The organism is Psychrobacter sp. KCTC 72983, assembly GCF_014280455.1.
In the GTDB taxonomy this organism is placed as follows: domain Bacteria; phylum Pseudomonadota; class Gammaproteobacteria; order Pseudomonadales; family Moraxellaceae; genus Psychrobacter; species Psychrobacter pacificensis.
The window spans coordinates 735,611-752,699 of sequence record NZ_CP060390.1 but is presented as its reverse complement, the minus strand read 5'-3'; the positions used below and the strand labels follow the sequence as shown (position 1 = coordinate 752,699).

Below are 17,089 nucleotides of genomic sequence, written 5' to 3'. Positions count from 1 at the left end.
TCATTATTCAAAGGGTAAATTATTATGAAATATCATATTGAAGGTATGGACTGTGCCAGTTGCATCGGCAAGATTGAAACAGCTTTGAAACGTATGCCTGGGGTTTCTGATGTTCAGCTGAATTTCGCTACAGAAACGCTAGAGCTAAATTTAGCCCCTGGTGCGCCGACTCAGGCTAGTGATATCGAAAAAACAATCAAAAGCCTAGGGTTCGGTATATCTGCCAATACTGGTCAACAAACTGTATCGGCTATTGATATTGACAGCGACAATCAGATGGCTCCGCAGGATAAGCGGTGGTGGCAAACTCAAAAAGGCAAACAGGTTGTTGGTCTCGGTATTTTGATGGGCAGCGCTTATGCACTGTCACTACTGTTCCCCGCTTATGGGATATGGGTGTTTGCCATCGCTGTGATTGTAGGCGTTTTTCCATTTGCACGCAAAGCCTTAGCACTGGCTAAAACAGGTTCATTCTTTTCAATTGAAACGCTGATGTCCGTCGCCGTGCTTGGCGCACTTATCATTGGTGAAGCTGAAGAGGCCGCAGCGGTTGTCTTTTTGTTCTCAATCGGTGAACTGTTTGAGAGTATCGCTGCTGATCGCGCTCGCGCTGGCATCAGAGCCTTATCATCGCTGGTTCCGAAAAGTGCGATTTTACTTGATGCTCAAGGTGGGCAGCGTAACGTTCCAGCGACTTCACTACAAGTGAATGACCTTGTGCTGGTGCGTCCTGGAGATAGGGTATCTGCTGATGGTTCCATTGTTCAAGGTGCGTCCAGCCTTGATGATTCGCCCGTGACGGGAGAGTCTGTTCCTGTTGCCAAGACGATGGGTGACAATGTATTTGCAGGGTCAATTAACATCGATGGTGTGCTCCAAGTGCGCGTAGAAAAGACAGCCGCCGATAACACTATTTCGCGCATTATTGATTTGGTAGAGCAAGCGCAAGCTTCCAAAGCACCCACTGCCCGTTTTATTGAGAAATTCAGTCGTTACTATACACCGGCTGTGATGGCTATTGCCGCCCTAATTATCATCGTCCCACCGTTAACCATGGGCGGAGATTGGTCAACTTGGTTATATCGAGGTCTAGCCTTATTATTGATCGCTTGTCCTTGTGCTCTTGTGCTCTCAACACCAGCTGCTATCGCCTCTGGTCTAGCGGTCGGTGCGCGCCGCGGCTTGCTGATCAAGGGCGGTAGTGCTTTAGAAACCATCGGCCAAGTGAAGACAGTCGCTTTTGACAAGACAGGCACTTTAACTGAAGGCAAACCACGCGTGACCGATGTTGTTGACATTACACAAGAGTATTCAAGTGTTCAAGGTCAGGATTCTCAGGATCAGGGTTCTCAAGGTAAAGATAAGGTATTGGCGCTCTTTGCCAGTGTGGAGACAGGTTCTAGTCACCCGCTTGCTGAAGCTATTGTCAGTCATGCCAAAGCCGCCAAAGTTGTCATACCTGTGGCTTCTAAAGCTTCTGCTACTGCGGGTAAAGCGGTACACGCAACTATCGCTGGGCGCGCGCTAGCTATCGGTTCGCCTGTTTATGCCGCAGATGAGGCATCAATTTCAGCCGAGCAACAGGCACAAATCGAGGCGCTGCAAAATGAGGGCAAGACCGTCTCAGTTCTTTTCGATGAGCAAAGTCGAGAAGTGCTTGGATTGGTCGCACTAAGAGACGAGTTACGAGACGACGCTCATGAAGGTGTGGCTCAACTTAAAGCGATGGGTGTGCGCTCCGTCATGCTAACAGGCGACAACCGCTTAACCGCTCAAGCACTTGCCAGTAATTTAGACGTGGAATGGGAAGCTGAGCTGTTGCCTGAGGACAAACTGCGCTTGCTTAACGAGATGAAGAATAACAGCAAAATAGCGATGGTGGGTGATGGTATTAACGATGCGCCAGCACTAGCAACCGCTGATGTTGGCATCGCGATGGGTGGTGGTACCGATGTGGCCATTGAGACGGCCGATATCGCATTATTAAAAAGTCGTGTTACAGACATGGCTCATCTCATCGCACTTTCGCGTGCCACCATGCGCAACATTCATCAGAACGTCATTTTCGCTTTAGGTCTCAAAGGCGTCTTTCTGATCACGACCGTATTCGGCATTACTGGACTATGGATTGCGGTTCTAGCTGATGCTGGAGCAACAGTGCTCGTTACTCTCAATGCGTTACGTTTACTGCGCTTTAAAGGCGCGCCTCCACTGGTAACTCCGCCTAAAGTAGTTAAATAAAACCCTTCGAAATCAATTAAAAACTAGAGATAGCAGCAGATTTCGGGGGTGGGTTCTAATAATAAAAATTCCACCGCTACAGTAAACTGCAACCGCATTAGAGTAAATAAGGTTAGACCGTATGTTGATTACAGAATTGGGCTATTTTGCCTTGCTTACCGCTTTTGTATTGGCGTTATTGCAGGTAATTCTGCCAACTATTGGTGTTATTCGTAACCAAGTTGCTTGGCAACGACTAGCCCCTAGCTTAGCTTGGGCACAGTTTGCCGCCATGATAACGTCATTTGGCGCTTTGATAGCAGGTTTTTATTACTTAGATTAACACACCAAGTGCAACGCTAATTAATATTATAGAACGCCTGCATAGGCGTTTTAAACCCTAATCGTTTTCTTGGTCTGTTGTTTAGTTTGTTCTCAATGTCCTGTATTTCATTATCAGAGACTTGTCTAAAGTCACAACCCTTAGGCAAGTACTCTCTGATAAGGCCATTGGTATTCTCGTTGGTTCCTCGCTGCCATGACGCATAAGCATCGGCAAAGAAGAAAGGGCTAAAGAGCTTTTGTTTCACCTTCTTATGCTGAGCAAACTCTTTACCATTGTCAGAGGTAATGGTCTTAACCTGCAACCTCACTGGCGCTAAGAGTTCTATCATTGCCTCTGATACTTGCTGTGCTGTTTTATGACCCACACGCTTCATCTTCAGCAGCCCCGTTTTACGTTCAACGAGCGTGACAATCGCTTGCTTGTGATGCTGACCGATAACGGTATCCGCTTCCCAATCTCCAATACGTGAGCGTTCTTCAACAATACAAGGGCGCTCATGAATCGAGACTCTGTCATTGATACGGCCTCGAGTCTCAGCGGTTAGACGCTGCCGGTATGGTTTTCCTTTACGTCTGAGACACTGCCACAATGTACCGCCCTGCCTCTTATCACGCCAAATATAGCGATAAATGCTCATATGACTGATACCAGCATGAACGCCAGATATTTGCTCAGGACTCCAGTTCTCTTTAAGCTTGTCTGTCACCCATGCCCAGAGGTCAGTCACAATAGTTGTGGCGTTGTTAGCCCGTCTGTCACAAGCCTTGTTATTAGCATGCTTTGCTCGGTAACCTCGTAGGCTTTTATTACGCCTAAGCTCTCTTGATATGGTACTGGGACTTCTGTTTAACACCCTCGCTATAAAATTAATACTATGTTTTGCCCCTTTAAGGGCATAAATCTGGTATCGTTCACCTAGGCTTAGATGTGTATAGCTCATGGTTGCAATCTCACTTTGGTCGGTGGATAAAAACTTTGATGCTAGCGCATCTAGGTCTTTTTTTCACCTTGCATTTGGTATTGCACTTCATGTGTTAATCTAAGTTATAATGATTTTAGCCTCAGTTACGTCGCGTAGCATTCCAATACGCTGTTGCCTTGGTACTATAAGTTATCGGCGACATGGGGCGGACACGAGGGCTCTTTGCTGCTATGGATGACCATCATGGCCACATGGTGTGCACTGGTATCATACTTTAGTCGCGGCTTGCCGTTATCAATGCGTGCGCGGGTATTAGTTATTTTGGCCGGTGTACAGTTAATGATGCTAACAATGCTGATATTTACCTCGTCACCGTTTGAGCGTACCTTACCCAATCTAGCGGTCGATGGCGCTGATTTAAATCCTGTCCTACAAGATTTCGGTCTGATTATTCATCCGCCCATGTTATATATGGGCTATGTGGGTATGGTAGTGCCTTTTGCATTTTGTATGGCGGCATTGTGGGAAGGGCGTTTAGATGCTGCTTGGACACGCTGGTCACGTCCATGGGCGCTCGCGGCTTGGGGATTTTTGACCATTGGTATTGCACTGGGCTCGTGGTGGGCCTACTACGAGCTTGGCTGGGGCGGTTGGTGGTTTTGGGATCCGGTAGAGAACGCCTCGTTTATGCCTTGGCTTGTCGGCTTAGCATTGCTGCATTCATTAGCAGTCACTGAAAAGCGCGGGGTGTTTAAAGCATGGACCATCATGCTGGCTATTTTCGCCTTTGCCTTAAGCTTGCTTGGCACGTTCCTGGTACGCTCTGGAGTCCTTACCTCAGTGCATTCGTTTGCCGCTGATCCGACGCGTGGTTTGGTCATCTTAGCTATTCTTGGCATTATCATCGGTAGTGGTCTATTAATGTTTGCCGTTCGCGGTTGGCGTTTAACCGTTGAAAGTCAATATCAGCTGATTTCACGTGAGTCCTTTTTAGTGATCAATAACGCCATCATTTTGATTGCAACCTTAGTGGTGCTGCTCGGCACCCTCTATCCTATTATCGCTGATGCCTTTAGTCTCGGTCAGGTATCTGTAGGGCCTCCATACTTCAATGCGCTGTTTGTGCCTTTGACATGGCTGTTGTTAATCGCTATGGGTATGGGCTCTAATATTCGCTGGAAACAAGATAAGCGTCCGTTACTAGGGGTGGGTATCGCCATTGCCGCTAGTAGTATCGTATTGGCTGCTATTATCGCCTACTTTACCAGTCCATCTGCTATGTTCAATATTGGCGTGACTTTAGCGGTGAGCTTTTGGGTACTGCTATGGATGATCGTTGACTTTAGAGACAAAACCAAGAACGCCCCTAATTTCTTTAAAGGTCTGCGTCAGCTGCGTCTTAGCTATTGGGGTCAACAGACTGCTCATATTGGCGTATTGGTTGCTGTCATTGGCATAGCCTTTACTAGTAGCCTGAGTATTGAGCGTGACGTAGCAATGGGTATTGGCGATACAGTCAATGTTCAAGGTTACGATTTTGAAGTAACTGAATTTTTTGAAATAAAGGGTAGTAACTTTGATGCAACGCAAGCGCAAGTGGTGGTATCCAAAGACGGTCGTGAAGTGGCGAAACTGACTCCAGAAAAGCGTACTTATATTATCAGCACGATGCCAACAACTGAAGCTGCTATTGACCCCAGTCTTATGCGCGATGTTTATGTCGCACTGGGCGAACCTATTGCCGATGGTAGTAACCAATGGGCATTAAGGATTTATGTAAAACCATTAATTCGCTGGATTTGGTTAGGGGCAATTATCATGGCTCTAGGTGGATTAATTAGTATGCTTGATAAACGATACCGCATCAAAAAAATTAAAGCTCCGTTGCTAGTTACTGGTAGTTTGGCTACTTATGGAGTCAATGAGGTAGCTATTGAGCAGGCAATCTCAGTATCGACGATGTCGACACTAAAGGAGAAATAAATGACTATGTCGAATAATACTCCTGAGCAAAAAGATAGCCAAAACAGTAAGCAGCGTAACCCAAAGACAATGAAAAAAAAGCAGACGAAGCTATGGTTCTTAATTCCGCTTATCCTCTTTTTTGGTTTGGTAGTTATATTGTACATGCGCTTAGGTAAACCAACAGACATTGTGACCAATACCGCTCTTGAGCGTCCGGTTCCTACCTTTGAGCTGCCGTTATTAGCAGATACTACCCGTACTATCACCAATGATAATTTGCCGGATAAGCCGTTTTTACTTAATGTTTGGGGCTCATGGTGCCCAACTTGCGTTATTGAGCATCCGTTTTTAATGCAACTAGAAGAGCGCGGCGTTGATATCGTTGGTGTGAATTATAAGGATGAGATTGGTAATGCGCTCAGTTACTTAAACCGAGGCGGTGATCCATTTTCTATGTCTATTCAGGATTCATTGGGTCAGTTTGCTCTAGACTTAGGCATAACTGGTGCGCCCGAAACCTTTGTTGTGGATGGAGATGGCATCATTCGTCAGCATATTGTTGGTGAGATTAATGAAGCCAATTGGCAACAGCGTGTTAAGCCGTGCCTGACAGTACTTAATAAGGCTAATAAGAACAACGATAGTCCTGATCTCATTCAGGTTGAGGAGATGTGCAAATGAACGTTACTCGAATAAGAGCTCCTCAACTAAAACCCAATATAGTTTTAAAACTAGCAAGCTTAATACTAGCGTGTCTGCTTAACATGACGGCAAACGCAGCTATTGACGTATACGATTTTGACTCACCACAGCAAGAAGCTCAGTATCGTGGATTAATAGAAGAGTTTCGCTGCCCAAAATGCCAAAATCAAAACCTTGCAGCCTCTGATGCACCGATTGCACAGGATCTAAAGCAAAAAGTCTATGATTTAATTAAAGATAGACGTAGTGATGCTGAAATACGCGTCTATATGCAAGAGCGCTACGGTGACTTTATTAGCTACAAGCCGCCTATGCGACCATCAACATGGATCCTATGGTTTTTTCCACCACTATTATTGCTCGTCTTAATTATTGGTTGGTTTTGGCAAAGTAAGCGTCGCCAAGTTGTTGCCCGTGGTCAAAGCGGCGTCACAGTGAACAGTACTGCTGCCTTGACCTCTACGGAAAAGGCTGAGCTTGATCGTCTATTATCGCAAGCTGAGAGTGTCGACCACGACATTACTAGCCTAGAGGACAAAAAATGACTCTATTTTCTACTTTTGGCTTATTTGTAACTCTAAGCTTGCTGATTGCTCTTATATTTGCGCTGATTGCTATTATGCCATGGCTACGAGCACCGCGTTTGCAGTCCAAACCAATAGACAATCAACTGCTAGATATTAATGTTGCAGTATTTCGCGAACGTTTAGCTGAGCTACAAACAGATAAAGACAGCGGTACTATTAATAATAGCCATTATCAAAATCAAAAGCTGGAACTGGAGCGTCAGCTATTAGATGTGCAGCGTCAGATAACACCTATGGTCACCCCTGATGTCAAAAGCCGTTTAATTGTCGCAGCTTGGATCCCAATATTGGCTGCAATGGCGTATTTACTAATAGGCAATCGTACGCCCGTGTTTGATTTGTGGACAGCTGAGGACAAAGTAGGACAAGTGGCTGACGACCTATTGACAGCTAAAATTGACAAGCCGCCATCATGGGCGTTTGAAGATGGTCGTCAACTGATTAGCGCCATGCAAACCAATGTTCATCGTAATGCTGATGATCCTAATCGCTGGATGCGCCTATCCGAGCTTTTCTTATCTATGGAGGCAACTGATTCTGCGCTGGAAGCCTTATCTCGTGCCTATCGTTTAGCTCCTGAAAATGAAGAAATCGCCACCACTTATGCTCAGACTAGCTTTTTCGTTAATGAAGGTCAGTTAGACGCCAATATTCGCCGTGTATTACAAGCTATATTAGCTAAGAATCCGCAGCATGAACGGGCTCAAATGCTCATGGCAATGGGTGAGACTCGTAGTAGTAACTTTGCCCAAGCGCAAGGTTGGATTAAACGCTTACAAGGCAGCATTGTGGCCAAACCAGGTGATCATACTAAAGCTTTAGCAAGCTTAGATGAGTTAAGCAACTACGTTAGCACGCAAGAAAAGCAAGCGCTAGAAGGTATTGACGTGACAGTGAAAATTAACGCTAATTTATTACCGTTAGTGAAAGCTGATGATGTGTTGTTTGTTGCGATACGTGACGTTAAAGGAGGTCCACCGTTTGCCGCCAAACGTTTACCCATTAGTATTATCAAGCAAGGTGAGGCTAGTATCCGCTTAAGCAATCTTGATGCGATGATGCCAGATCGCACGTTAAATTCAGCTCGTAGTGACAAAACTCAGTTAGCAGTCGTTGCTCGTATTAGTCATAGCGGTAATGCCATAGCAGAGTCAGGCGACTTATCGGGTAATCCTATAGTGATTAGCGCTGAACAGACTCAGGTTAATGTTGAAATCAATCAACAGATTCCCTAATAAAAAATTATTACCGTAAGTTTCATAACACCAGAGCGGTAAGTGGAGCCGTTTATAAAAGTGGCGCGATTAATAGTCGTATACCAAAAACATATACGTTTAACATTGTTCATTGTATAAACACAGATAAAGAAAACAACTATGACTGAATCTACCGACAGATTAGATAGTACTAAATTGAATAGCGTTGAATCGGCTAGTACTAATATTGCTGACAATAAAGTACCTATAGCTGTGAGTAGTACTCATCAATCGATTGACTCTAAAACCATGAATCATACGCCTAAAGCTATGTACGTGACTTCAGGCAACTCAATAACACCTAAAGATAAGTTGGACAAAATGCCAAAAATGGTTGCCAATGGCAGTCGCGCTTTTATCTGGTATTTGTTGGCGATAATGGTATTAATACTTGATCAATGGACTAAGTGGTTGGCCCAAACCACATTAGCGTTCAATGACCCCGTACCGGTCATTGAACCATTTCTCAACTGGACACTCGCTTATAACTATGGGGCAGCATTTAGCTTTTTAGCCAACGCTGGCGGTTGGCAGAAATGGTTTTTCTCAGGCTTAGCTTTTGTAATGGCTATCTTTTTAACGGTTTATTTAATCAAAGCGCCACGTGCAGCCAAGCTATTATCTATGGGGTTGGCCTTAATGCTTGGTGGTGCGATTGGCAACTTAATCGATCGTTTAAGAATTGGTAAAGTGGTTGACTTTATCCATGTGCATTATGCTGATGTCTGGAATTATCCTCTTTTCAATGTTGCAGATATAGGTGTCTGTGTCGGTGTAGCGTTGATTATAATTGATATTATATTTTTGGAAAGTAAGCGTAATGAATAAACAAGTGAATATTGATCAGTACAAATAAAAAGAACTAGCGTCATAGTCACTCTATACGGAAAAATACTTTTTATACTTGAGTATGTTTATAAAATGTGAACTGGAAGGTAATGTTACTTATACAGGCTGGGCATTTGATGTATAGTGTCATTTGCATTTCACTATTTATCAATTTCTCAGCCTGTTTTTTTTCAGCCTACTTTTTGAACCACCACCCGGATATAAATGTAACTATGAATAAAACAACTTTTAAAATATCGAAGATGGACTGCCCTTCGGAGGAAAACCTAATCCGAATGAAATTAGAGGGCCACTCGAATATTGAACATCTTGAGTTCGACATTCCTAACCGTCAATTAACTGTGTTTCATCATGACAATATAGAAGGGATAGAGACTGCTATTCATGACCTAAAATTAGGAGACACCCTACTCTCGACCGAAACCATTGACCCCTCTGATCCCAACAATAATTTTAAAATTGATGCTGACTCTAGTCACAAAAAAGATGCTGAGCAAAGAAAGCTACTATGGATAGTGCTGGTCATTAACTTTGCTTTCTTTATTATTGAAATGAGCACGGGACTGATTTCTCGTTCGATGGGGTTGGTCGCCGACAGCTTAGATATGTTAGCAGATAGCTTGGTGTACGGAATTAGCTTATTTGCGGTCGGTGGAACGGTCATTAAGAAAAAACGGATTGCTAGAATTGCCGGATATTTTCAAATTACGCTAGCGATTCTTGGTTTTTTAGAAGTACTAAGACGTTTCTTTGGCAATGAGCAGTTACCTGACTTTTCTACCATGATAGTCATATCGATTCTTGCGCTAATTGCAAACTTGATTTGCCTCTATTTACTACAAAAATCGAAAAGCAAAGAAGAAGAAGCCCATATGCAAGCCAGTATGATTTTCACTTCAAACGATGTGATTATCAATTTAGGGGTAATTGTTGCAGGGATTTTGGTTAATTGGTTACACTCTAGTACGCCTGATTTGATTATTGGTAGCATCGTATTTGCTTTAGTTATTCAGGGCGCCTTTAGAATATTGAAGTTGAGTAAGTAGCCAAGCCTAATAACTGAAGCAAATAGCTCAAGTAAGTAGCTTAATTAAACCGCTAAGTGTAAAGTAACTGGGTTTGAAGCAAATAAACATCATAAGGATATGAGACCTCAAGCAATGATTGAACAAACTTTAAATCTAGTCACCACCAAAGACCATCAGCAAGTTGCCGTTTGGCGAATAATAGATGATGAAGTCTTTGATAAGAATCTGGTGGTGGTCAACTAATTTAGGACACTAATAAAATTCAAACCTACATCGCCATTACTTATAACCCTGAGTCGAGAACGGATAATAATTATAAGCGTTGGGGCAACTTTTATGACCGCCAAGATCTGTTAGTAGGTGACGAGTTGTGTCAGGTGGTTAATTTTCAGAGACCTTCCTAAATTTTGTGTAAGTATTTAATCTAAACGTCAGTTACACAGAATCTGGGATGGTCTCTCGTATTCTTTGGTTGCCACCCTACAGCCCTGATCTAAATCCCATTGAAAAGAAGTGGGCACAGGCAAAATTTCTACGTCAAGGCTGGATGGAGAATAATCTACCTAAGCTGTTTCATGATATGGGTTGTATCTCTTTTATTCTAGACTGACTATAGTTAACTATCATATTATTATGAATCGAACAATTTAGACTAGATCCTTAATATCTATATCCAATGCATCGCAAATATCATAGGCCTTTTTGAGAGTGACATTCTTCTCTCCACGCTCGATATTTCCCATATAACTTCGATCAATATCTGCCATCTCTGCCAGCACTTCTTGAGATATTCCTTTGCTTCTGCGCACATCACGGATACGCTTTCCAAAGGCTATCATGCGTTCATCTGTCTTCATCTCACCAACCACTGCTAAAAATAGCAATACTCACAGTGGTGGGCTATAATATCCACGGGATATAGTCGGTATTATGAGGTGAGTATGAAAACAAAACTAGAGTATCAGCCAGATATAACAGAAACTAATAAGCTGATCTGTGAGAGGTACTGGTTAAGAGAAGGCGATAAACGAAGTGGTTTTATATATACCTGTAAAGAAATAGGTCAAGAGTTTGATGTTAAGCATCAGGATATACCTAGTATCGTTAAAATAAATGCTCATCTTGTCGTACTAGACTGCCAATGCATAGACTGCGGTACAACTAAGATTTGCTATACTCGCTCACAGCTAACTCGATTGGATCTTATTAGATGGCGGTGTGATGATTGCAGGGCGGCGCTTGAAAAAAGAATGGATCAAGAGTACTTAGAGTATCGTCTTAAACAAGACCGTTTAGCAGAAGAAAAGAGACAGACCGCTCTAGAGTACATCAATCAATGCCGAAGCATTCAATTAAGCAGTATTCCTTCAGTCACTGAGCTTAACGATGTGGATAAACTTCTACTCGCAGCGACTGTAGAGAGCCTAGGGGCAGATAATATAAGGAATACAGTCTCTCTACGTGACAATTTATCATTACCTTTATCACCGTTCTCTAAATTAGATGAAGAGATACTACAGCATCTTTTTAACCGAAATCTGCTCATACTCGCTTCTGAAAATAGCTACGAATACGTAACTATCAACGAAGAAAAAGAGCTAGAGATAGATTTCTATCAAGCGATCTTTGAGTTTGCTTATAGTATTGAGAATCTTACTAAAATCTTGATAAACGCTAAATCTCAGAAAAATACCAGTGCTCTAGTAGCGAATGATCAATTTAAGAACTGGTGTGAAAAGTTACAGCTAGGAGAGTGTTTAAGCTACCTGATTACTAGGTCAAGATTGAACTATCTAGCACCGCCTATTGGCGAAAAGCTAATTAGTATTCTCAGATCATGTTTAGCTGAATGCTCTGTATCAACCATGCATTATATCATTTGGAAGTCTGTGGAAAATGCTGCTGCATACGTGCAAAAACCAGGTATTACTCGAAAACATGCTTCAAATTCTGTTTCTGGTAATATAGAGAGAGTATTCAATAAAATATACAGTGGTAGTTGGAGTCACAATAAATCTTTTCGCGATGCTAGCCACCCTCAGTCTGCAATGGCCAAAATATTTTTTGATTATGTATTTGCAGTAGATGATGGTGGTTTTCACCATACTCTTGATGAGCTATTCAGCCCATATAGGTCCCAAAAAACTTTAGAGCAAGTAAGTTACGCAACTCTAGGAGATGCTAGAAGTACGAATTATTCAGTCACAATAGCTCTTGATATTAAACAATCATGATTTACCGATGTCTAAATCACTAATACAATTAAATCAGCCGAATAAGACATAGCAATGAGAGAAAGATTGTCTAGATAGAAGACTATCTGACTTGCTGAACAATTTTATTACTACTGATAGGAGCTAGTATGGAAGATTCTAAATTTGAAGCATCGATTACCGATGATCGTCCTATCCTCGTTAGCAAACAAGAAATAGAAAAGCGCCGCCGCATTAACTTTGATACTTTGGGCAGCTTCGCAGTCGATAATATTCCTATTAACCCAGATACTCAGCACATCTTTCAAGACTTTGAGGAAGGTAAAATTGCAACTAGCAAGGAAGTAAAAGCTTTGCTACATGCTCACTATACTAAGATAGCGCTCGAAGATAATTAGCTCTTATAGTTTGAGCCCGACGTTGCTAAGCTATTATAGTATTGCTTTTCACAGCCAGTATCGAAAGATGAAACATAATTAATTGTGCTATTCAATCATATTTATCAAATCATTTCACCTATGTAAGATTACTAGTCCAGTATCACTAACTCTCGTCCAGCCATCTCCGAAATAAAGAATAACTATTCTGCCCACAAACATAATAATGCTATAGCTAGTCAGCTTATTCGCTTAGTGAATAGATAAGCATTAAGACCTAATATCACCGTGGTGAATTACATCCTTGGGTCTGCTTCTATCTACACTCGCGTGCTTTAATATTACCATCATTATATCCGTGTTCATATGATTCGATATCTTGCAACTGACAATACTATGTGCAAAGACGTTAATGATAAACATGAATAGCAGAAAACTACTTTTACTTCTACCTATCTGACATAGATAAAATCTACTGGATTAGAGGATGGTACGATTGATCAAAAGTAACCATTAATAGATAGACGTAGCGAAGCGCATCATGTCCGCGTTTATAGCTTAGATAGGATGATATTAGAAAGAATGCTTCTGAAGATGTGAAAGATACCTGAAAAACTTAATTGTTATGATACCTAATTGATAGAACGACCATTATCTTTTGGATAGGTAAAAGTGATTTGTTCTGATAGGTTGTAATAATCACCGAAGTGATAGTTTTAATTTAGATGCCTACAAATAATATAGCGATGTACACTATTAGAATAAGAGGTTTCTAGCATGTCAACCTATAAGGAGATGTGTGTAATTCGTGCAGGGCACTGGCAAAAAATCCATGAGCGAATTCAATTCTGGCAGGCTCATTGTCTTGAGCAGGGAAATACTCTGGCTCACCCTCACTACGAACCAATATCACTTGCTGGTTAGTAAATAAAGTATTAAATAGCTGTATGAGCCAATCAGTGGCTAATCGTTCGCTATCAATTATCAATTCTGCTGAGTAAGTATTGTCAGGCTGAGTAGTAGATAACTTTTGCCACTGACTTCTCCATTCTCTTAAATACTCATCTTCATCGAGGCACAGTCTATTGCTAAGAGCATTTTCAGTATGACGATCTAGTTGAGTAAGATATTGCAGCAACGAACTTGCTGTAGCAGGAGAAAGTAAATCAGAAAAATTAATTTTATTATCAGGTAGATTCATAGAGAAGACATTGACTTAATAAATATTAAAGACAAAAAATTTTAGGTAAAAAAGTAAGTAGTAAAAAAGCTTGAACATATTTGCTATCAAAAAATCTTAACATACTAGCGCTAGCAGAATATGGCACTTTCCGTTAGTATGGCAGGCAATATTATACACCGTTTTTATGAATGAGGCCGCGCATGTCAAGCACTCCAGAAACTAAACCGTCAGCACCTTACGCTGACAATAAAAAAGCGCCTGTATCTACTAGCATGCCTGAGCACATTTCTTTGGACAAATGGGCAGACACGGGTTTTGAGTGGTCAGGAGAAGTCGATCCAAACTCTTTTGAACGTCTTGCCACGACGTTGAGCGCCGAGCATGATCAGTCAAACACTCAGTTAAACGCTGAACTCTATCGCCGTAATAATGTTTTGCATTTGGCATTTACGTTGACAGGCGATATCTGGCTAACATGCCAACGCTGTTTACAGCCCGTTGCCGTAGATTTATCTGATGATTATAATATTGCATTACTAGAGAATGATAGCCAAGTACGCTTGATTGATGAAGAGCAAGACTACTTGTTACTTGATGAAATCGTCACCGAACAGTCTCCCGAGCGTCTATTACCATTTAAAAAACTGGTAGAAGATGAGATCTTGCTCAAAACACCAATGGCGCCAAAGCACGATGATTGTGAGATGTCAGTTGAGCAGTTTGGCGAGATACCAGAAGAAGAAGAGAATGAAAATCCATTCGCTGCTTTAGCCTCCTTAAAAGGTAAGCTATAAGAGCCAGATTTATTTATTCAAGTATTTGAGAAGCCTTTTATCTGCTTTGTACAGAAGAGTGCAAGGCAGGGCTTTATTAATCTAATAAACATGCGTATAATGTCCGGTTTATTGCATTCGAGCAACCTGTTGCGTGCTGATAGAAGCTGACTAGGTAAATTTTTTATAAATTTCAGACATAGTTAGCGCTTTATGTAAGTAACAATCTATTTAACTAATGATGCTTCAGACTTAGGTTGTTGTGATTATATAGCCTCTGTCAGTATCGACTAAAGCTGAATTTCAAGCTTATCCCTTTTAAGTATAGGAGCTATATCATGGCTGTTCAAAAAAGTCGTAAAAGCCGTTCTCGTCGTGACATGCGCCGTTCACATCACCGTATGGAAATTGCTGAACTAAGCGTAGATGCTACTACTGGTGAAAAACATCGTCGTCATCACATGACTAAAGATGGTTTCTACCGTGGTCGTCAGCTATTCAAAGTTAGTCAAGATGCCTAAGACATTGGCCCTATGATAGCTAGGTAAAATAGTGACAGTACTGGTGACTGTTGTTGTATTTACCTGGCTATCATTAGTCAATAAGCTTTGAGCTAAAAAAAGCCAAGTTATTTCGCTATCATATATTATGTGGCTGGATAACTTGGCTTTTTGTTATTTATGACTAAACTCATTGCTTAGATGACTTTTTATTTTTAGCAGATAGAAACGCGTACTCAATCGTTAGTGCTTTTGATTGGTACTGTGTTTTCCTATCGTTGTTTGGTCTGCATCCGCTATGATAATAGTGTGTGTCAGTGTATAGTTTACTGACAATCCGTTTTCTTAGATAAATAATTGAACTAGCGGCTTTGTATCACATCTAATAATATAATACACCCCATTGTTTTAGGGATATTTCTAATCAGATAAGGGATATTGGTTATGGCTTCTGTACCCGATATGGTAAAAAAGCAACCCGCTCGTATCGCGGTCATTTTTCCTGGACAAGGATCTCAAGCAGTCGCGATGACGAGTGAGCTTGCTGAAATCTACCCAGAGATACGCGATACATTTACTGAAGCGAGTGAGGCGCTTGGTGAGGATTTGTGGGCAATCTGTCAGGATGAAGAAAAACTCAATCAAACCGAGTATACTCAGCCAGCGCTACTGACAGCTAGCATTGCCATTTGGCGTGTCTTACAACAAAAAATAGAAGAGACGCCTTGCTATTTAGCTGGTCACTCTCTGGGCGAGTACAGCGCCCTGTGTGCTGCCAATGTGATATCGCTTGGTGATGCCGTCACCCTAGTGCATAAACGAGGTCAGTTGATGCAAGAGGCCGTTGTAGGTGTCGATACTGCTATGGCTGCCGTGTTAGGACTAGAAGACAACCGAGTCGAAAATCTGTGTGAGCAAGCAACAGAGCATGTCGAGGGTGCCATTGTTGGCGCTGCTAACTTCAACAGCCCAGGACAGGTAGTGATCTCGGGTAACGCTGCTGGCGTTAACGCTGTAATCGACAAAGTCAAAAATACGGGCAAAAAATCTGTGCCCTTAAAAGTGAGTGTGCCATCTCATTGTGCATTAATGGAGCCTGCAAGTAATGCCTTAGCTGAGATATTAGCAGGTATTCAATTTGATCAAGCGGCCATTCCTGTGATTCAAAATCGCTATGCGCGTGTTGAATCCAGTGCAGTAGGTATAAAACAAGCATTGACTGAACAGCTGAGTGAGCCAGTACTGTGGTCAAAAACCATGCAGGAACTGGCTGATAAGCAAATTAATCTATTAATCGAATGTGGCAGTGGCAACGTATTAAGCAATTTGGCTAAGCGTCAAGCGCAGCCAATCGCAAGCTATCCTACAGACAAGCCTGCCCGTCTAGAGAAATTATTAGAGGTGTTATCATGAGCCGTACGATTACATTAGTAACTGGCGCGAGTCGCGGTATCGGAAAGGCAGTCGCCAAACGCTTTGCTAAAGAAGGACATTTTGTCATTGGAACAGCAACCACTGAAAAAGGTGCTGAACTTATTGATGACTATCTTCATGATAGTGGTGGTATCGGTCGCGTCTTAGACGTACGTGATACTACTCAAATTGATAAATTGTTTGAAGAGATCGAAAGCGTCTATGGAGCGGTACAAGTATTGGTTAACAATGCAGGTATCACGCAAGACGGTCTGCTAATGCGTATGAAAGACGATGACTGGTCAAATGTCATCGATACGAATTTGACCTCAGTTTACCGCATGAGCAAACGCGCAGTACGCGGTATGATGAAAGCGCGCCGTGGTCGTATTATTAATATCACCTCTGTTGTTGCTCAAATGGGTAATGCAGGTCAATCTAACTATGCCGCGACTAAAGCTGGTGTAGAAGGTTTCAGTCGTACGCTTGCACGTGAAATCGGTTCACGCCAAGTGACTATCAATTGCGTGGCACCAGGTTTAATCGAGACTGATATGACAGATGAGCTCGACGAGCGCCTATTGAATTCTATGCTAGATGCCGTTCCTATCAGCCGTCTTGGTCAACCAGAAGACATCGCAGCAGCAGTACATTTTTTAGCCAGTGATGAAGCCAGCTATATCACCGGCGCGGTTATTCCGGTCAACGGTGGGATGTATATGTAGGCGTTACATAGTTATAATAAAAAACTGTGT

General features: G+C 42.2%; 15 protein-coding genes and 3 pseudogenes. 15 read left to right on the top strand and 3 right to left on the bottom strand.

Going from position 1 to position 17,089, the window contains the following annotated elements; genetic code table 11:
- The first annotated feature begins 24 nt into the window (after positions 1-24).
- Positions 25-2,241 carry a heavy metal translocating P-type ATPase gene (locus tag PSBA01_RS03150; protein ID WP_058025811.1) on the top strand — a complete coding sequence of 739 codons (2,217 nt, stop codon included), beginning with the start codon at positions 25-27 and terminating at the stop codon, positions 2,239-2,241.
- 121 nt (positions 2,242-2,362) lie between these two features.
- A pseudogene (locus PSBA01_RS03145) lies at positions 2,363-2,560 on the top strand (heme lyase NrfEFG subunit NrfE); the annotation flags it as partial.
- A gap of 19 nt (positions 2,561-2,579) precedes the next feature.
- On the opposite strand, the gene PSBA01_RS03140 reads toward PSBA01_RS03145, so the two are convergent.
- The gene (locus PSBA01_RS03140) at positions 2,580-3,506 is read right to left on the bottom strand and encodes an IS30 family transposase (RefSeq protein WP_025643743.1); all 927 of its coding nucleotides are present in this window, start codon (positions 3,504-3,506) and stop codon (positions 2,580-2,582) included.
- Positions 3,507-3,611: 105 nt separating this feature from the next.
- Here PSBA01_RS03140 and PSBA01_RS03135 point away from each other — a divergent pair.
- From PSBA01_RS03135 to PSBA01_RS13445, 7 genes and pseudogenes are all read left to right on the top strand, one after another.
- A pseudogene (locus tag PSBA01_RS03135) lies at positions 3,612-5,471 on the top strand (heme lyase CcmF/NrfE family subunit); the annotation flags it as partial.
- A complete protein-coding gene (locus PSBA01_RS03130; RefSeq protein WP_011513682.1) occupies positions 5,472-6,134 on the top strand; it encodes a DsbE family thiol:disulfide interchange protein in 663 nt (220 codons plus the stop codon).
- 83 nt (positions 6,135-6,217) lie between these two features.
- Positions 6,218-6,700, top strand: a complete 483-nt coding sequence (locus PSBA01_RS03125) for a cytochrome c-type biogenesis protein (protein ID WP_020443538.1) — start codon at positions 6,218-6,220, stop codon at positions 6,698-6,700.
- A complete protein-coding gene (ccmI, locus tag PSBA01_RS03120; RefSeq protein ID WP_025643930.1) occupies positions 6,697-7,977 on the top strand; it encodes a c-type cytochrome biogenesis protein CcmI in 1,281 nt (426 codons plus the stop codon). Before PSBA01_RS03125 ends, ccmI begins: the two co-directional genes overlap by 4 nt.
- 141 nt (positions 7,978-8,118) lie before the next feature.
- Complete coding sequence (gene lspA, locus PSBA01_RS03115) at positions 8,119-8,826, top strand: signal peptidase II (protein ID WP_186475025.1); 708 nt, start codon at positions 8,119-8,121, stop codon at positions 8,824-8,826.
- A 233-nt stretch (positions 8,827-9,059) separates the two neighbouring features.
- Positions 9,060-9,893: a cation transporter gene (locus PSBA01_RS03110; RefSeq protein ID WP_186475024.1), complete on the top strand. Its 834-nt coding sequence runs from the start codon at positions 9,060-9,062 to the stop codon at positions 9,891-9,893.
- Between the two features lie 433 nt (positions 9,894-10,326).
- Entirely contained in the window at positions 10,327-10,485 is a 159-nt protein-coding gene (locus PSBA01_RS13445; RefSeq protein WP_224737862.1) for a transposase, read from the top strand.
- A gap of 37 nt (positions 10,486-10,522) precedes the next feature.
- Here the strand turns inward: PSBA01_RS13445 and PSBA01_RS03100 are convergent, their stop codons facing one another.
- Positions 10,523-10,732 carry a helix-turn-helix domain-containing protein gene (locus tag PSBA01_RS03100; RefSeq protein WP_058025361.1) on the bottom strand — a complete coding sequence of 70 codons (210 nt, stop codon included), beginning with the start codon at positions 10,730-10,732 and terminating at the stop codon, positions 10,523-10,525.
- Between the two features lie 84 nt (positions 10,733-10,816).
- Between PSBA01_RS03100 and PSBA01_RS03095 the strand changes: the two genes are divergently transcribed.
- Together PSBA01_RS03095 and PSBA01_RS03090 are read left to right on the top strand one after the other, a co-directional pair.
- Positions 10,817-12,109, top strand: a complete 1,293-nt coding sequence (locus PSBA01_RS03095; RefSeq protein WP_057758801.1) for a hypothetical protein — start codon at positions 10,817-10,819, stop codon at positions 12,107-12,109.
- Positions 12,110-12,237: 128 nt separating this feature from the next.
- Complete coding sequence (locus PSBA01_RS03090) at positions 12,238-12,486, top strand: antitoxin VbhA family protein (RefSeq protein ID WP_057758803.1); 249 nt, start codon at positions 12,238-12,240, stop codon at positions 12,484-12,486.
- Positions 12,487-13,267: 781 nt separating this feature from the next.
- Here the strand turns inward: PSBA01_RS03090 and PSBA01_RS13440 are convergent.
- Positions 13,268-13,546 (bottom strand): annotated as a pseudogene (locus PSBA01_RS13440) (elongation factor P hydroxylase); the annotation flags it as partial.
- A 302-nt stretch (positions 13,547-13,848) separates the two neighbouring features.
- Here PSBA01_RS13440 and PSBA01_RS03080 point away from each other — a divergent pair.
- From PSBA01_RS03080 to fabG, 4 genes are all read left to right on the top strand, one after another.
- A complete protein-coding gene (locus tag PSBA01_RS03080) occupies positions 13,849-14,442 on the top strand; it encodes a YceD family protein (RefSeq protein WP_075106938.1) in 594 nt (197 codons plus the stop codon).
- Between the two features lie 317 nt (positions 14,443-14,759).
- Positions 14,760-14,942 carry a 50S ribosomal protein L32 gene (gene rpmF, locus PSBA01_RS03075; protein WP_057758809.1) on the top strand — a complete coding sequence of 61 codons (183 nt, stop codon included), beginning with the start codon at positions 14,760-14,762 and terminating at the stop codon, positions 14,940-14,942.
- 423 nt (positions 14,943-15,365) lie between these two features.
- Positions 15,366-16,334, top strand: coding sequence for an ACP S-malonyltransferase (gene fabD / locus PSBA01_RS03070; RefSeq protein WP_186475022.1), 969 nt, complete (start codon positions 15,366-15,368; stop codon positions 16,332-16,334).
- A complete protein-coding gene (fabG, locus tag PSBA01_RS03065; RefSeq protein ID WP_058025367.1) occupies positions 16,331-17,059 on the top strand; it encodes a 3-oxoacyl-ACP reductase FabG in 729 nt (242 codons plus the stop codon). Before fabD ends, fabG begins: the two co-directional genes overlap by 4 nt.
- The last annotated feature ends 30 nt before the right edge of the window (positions 17,060-17,089 follow it).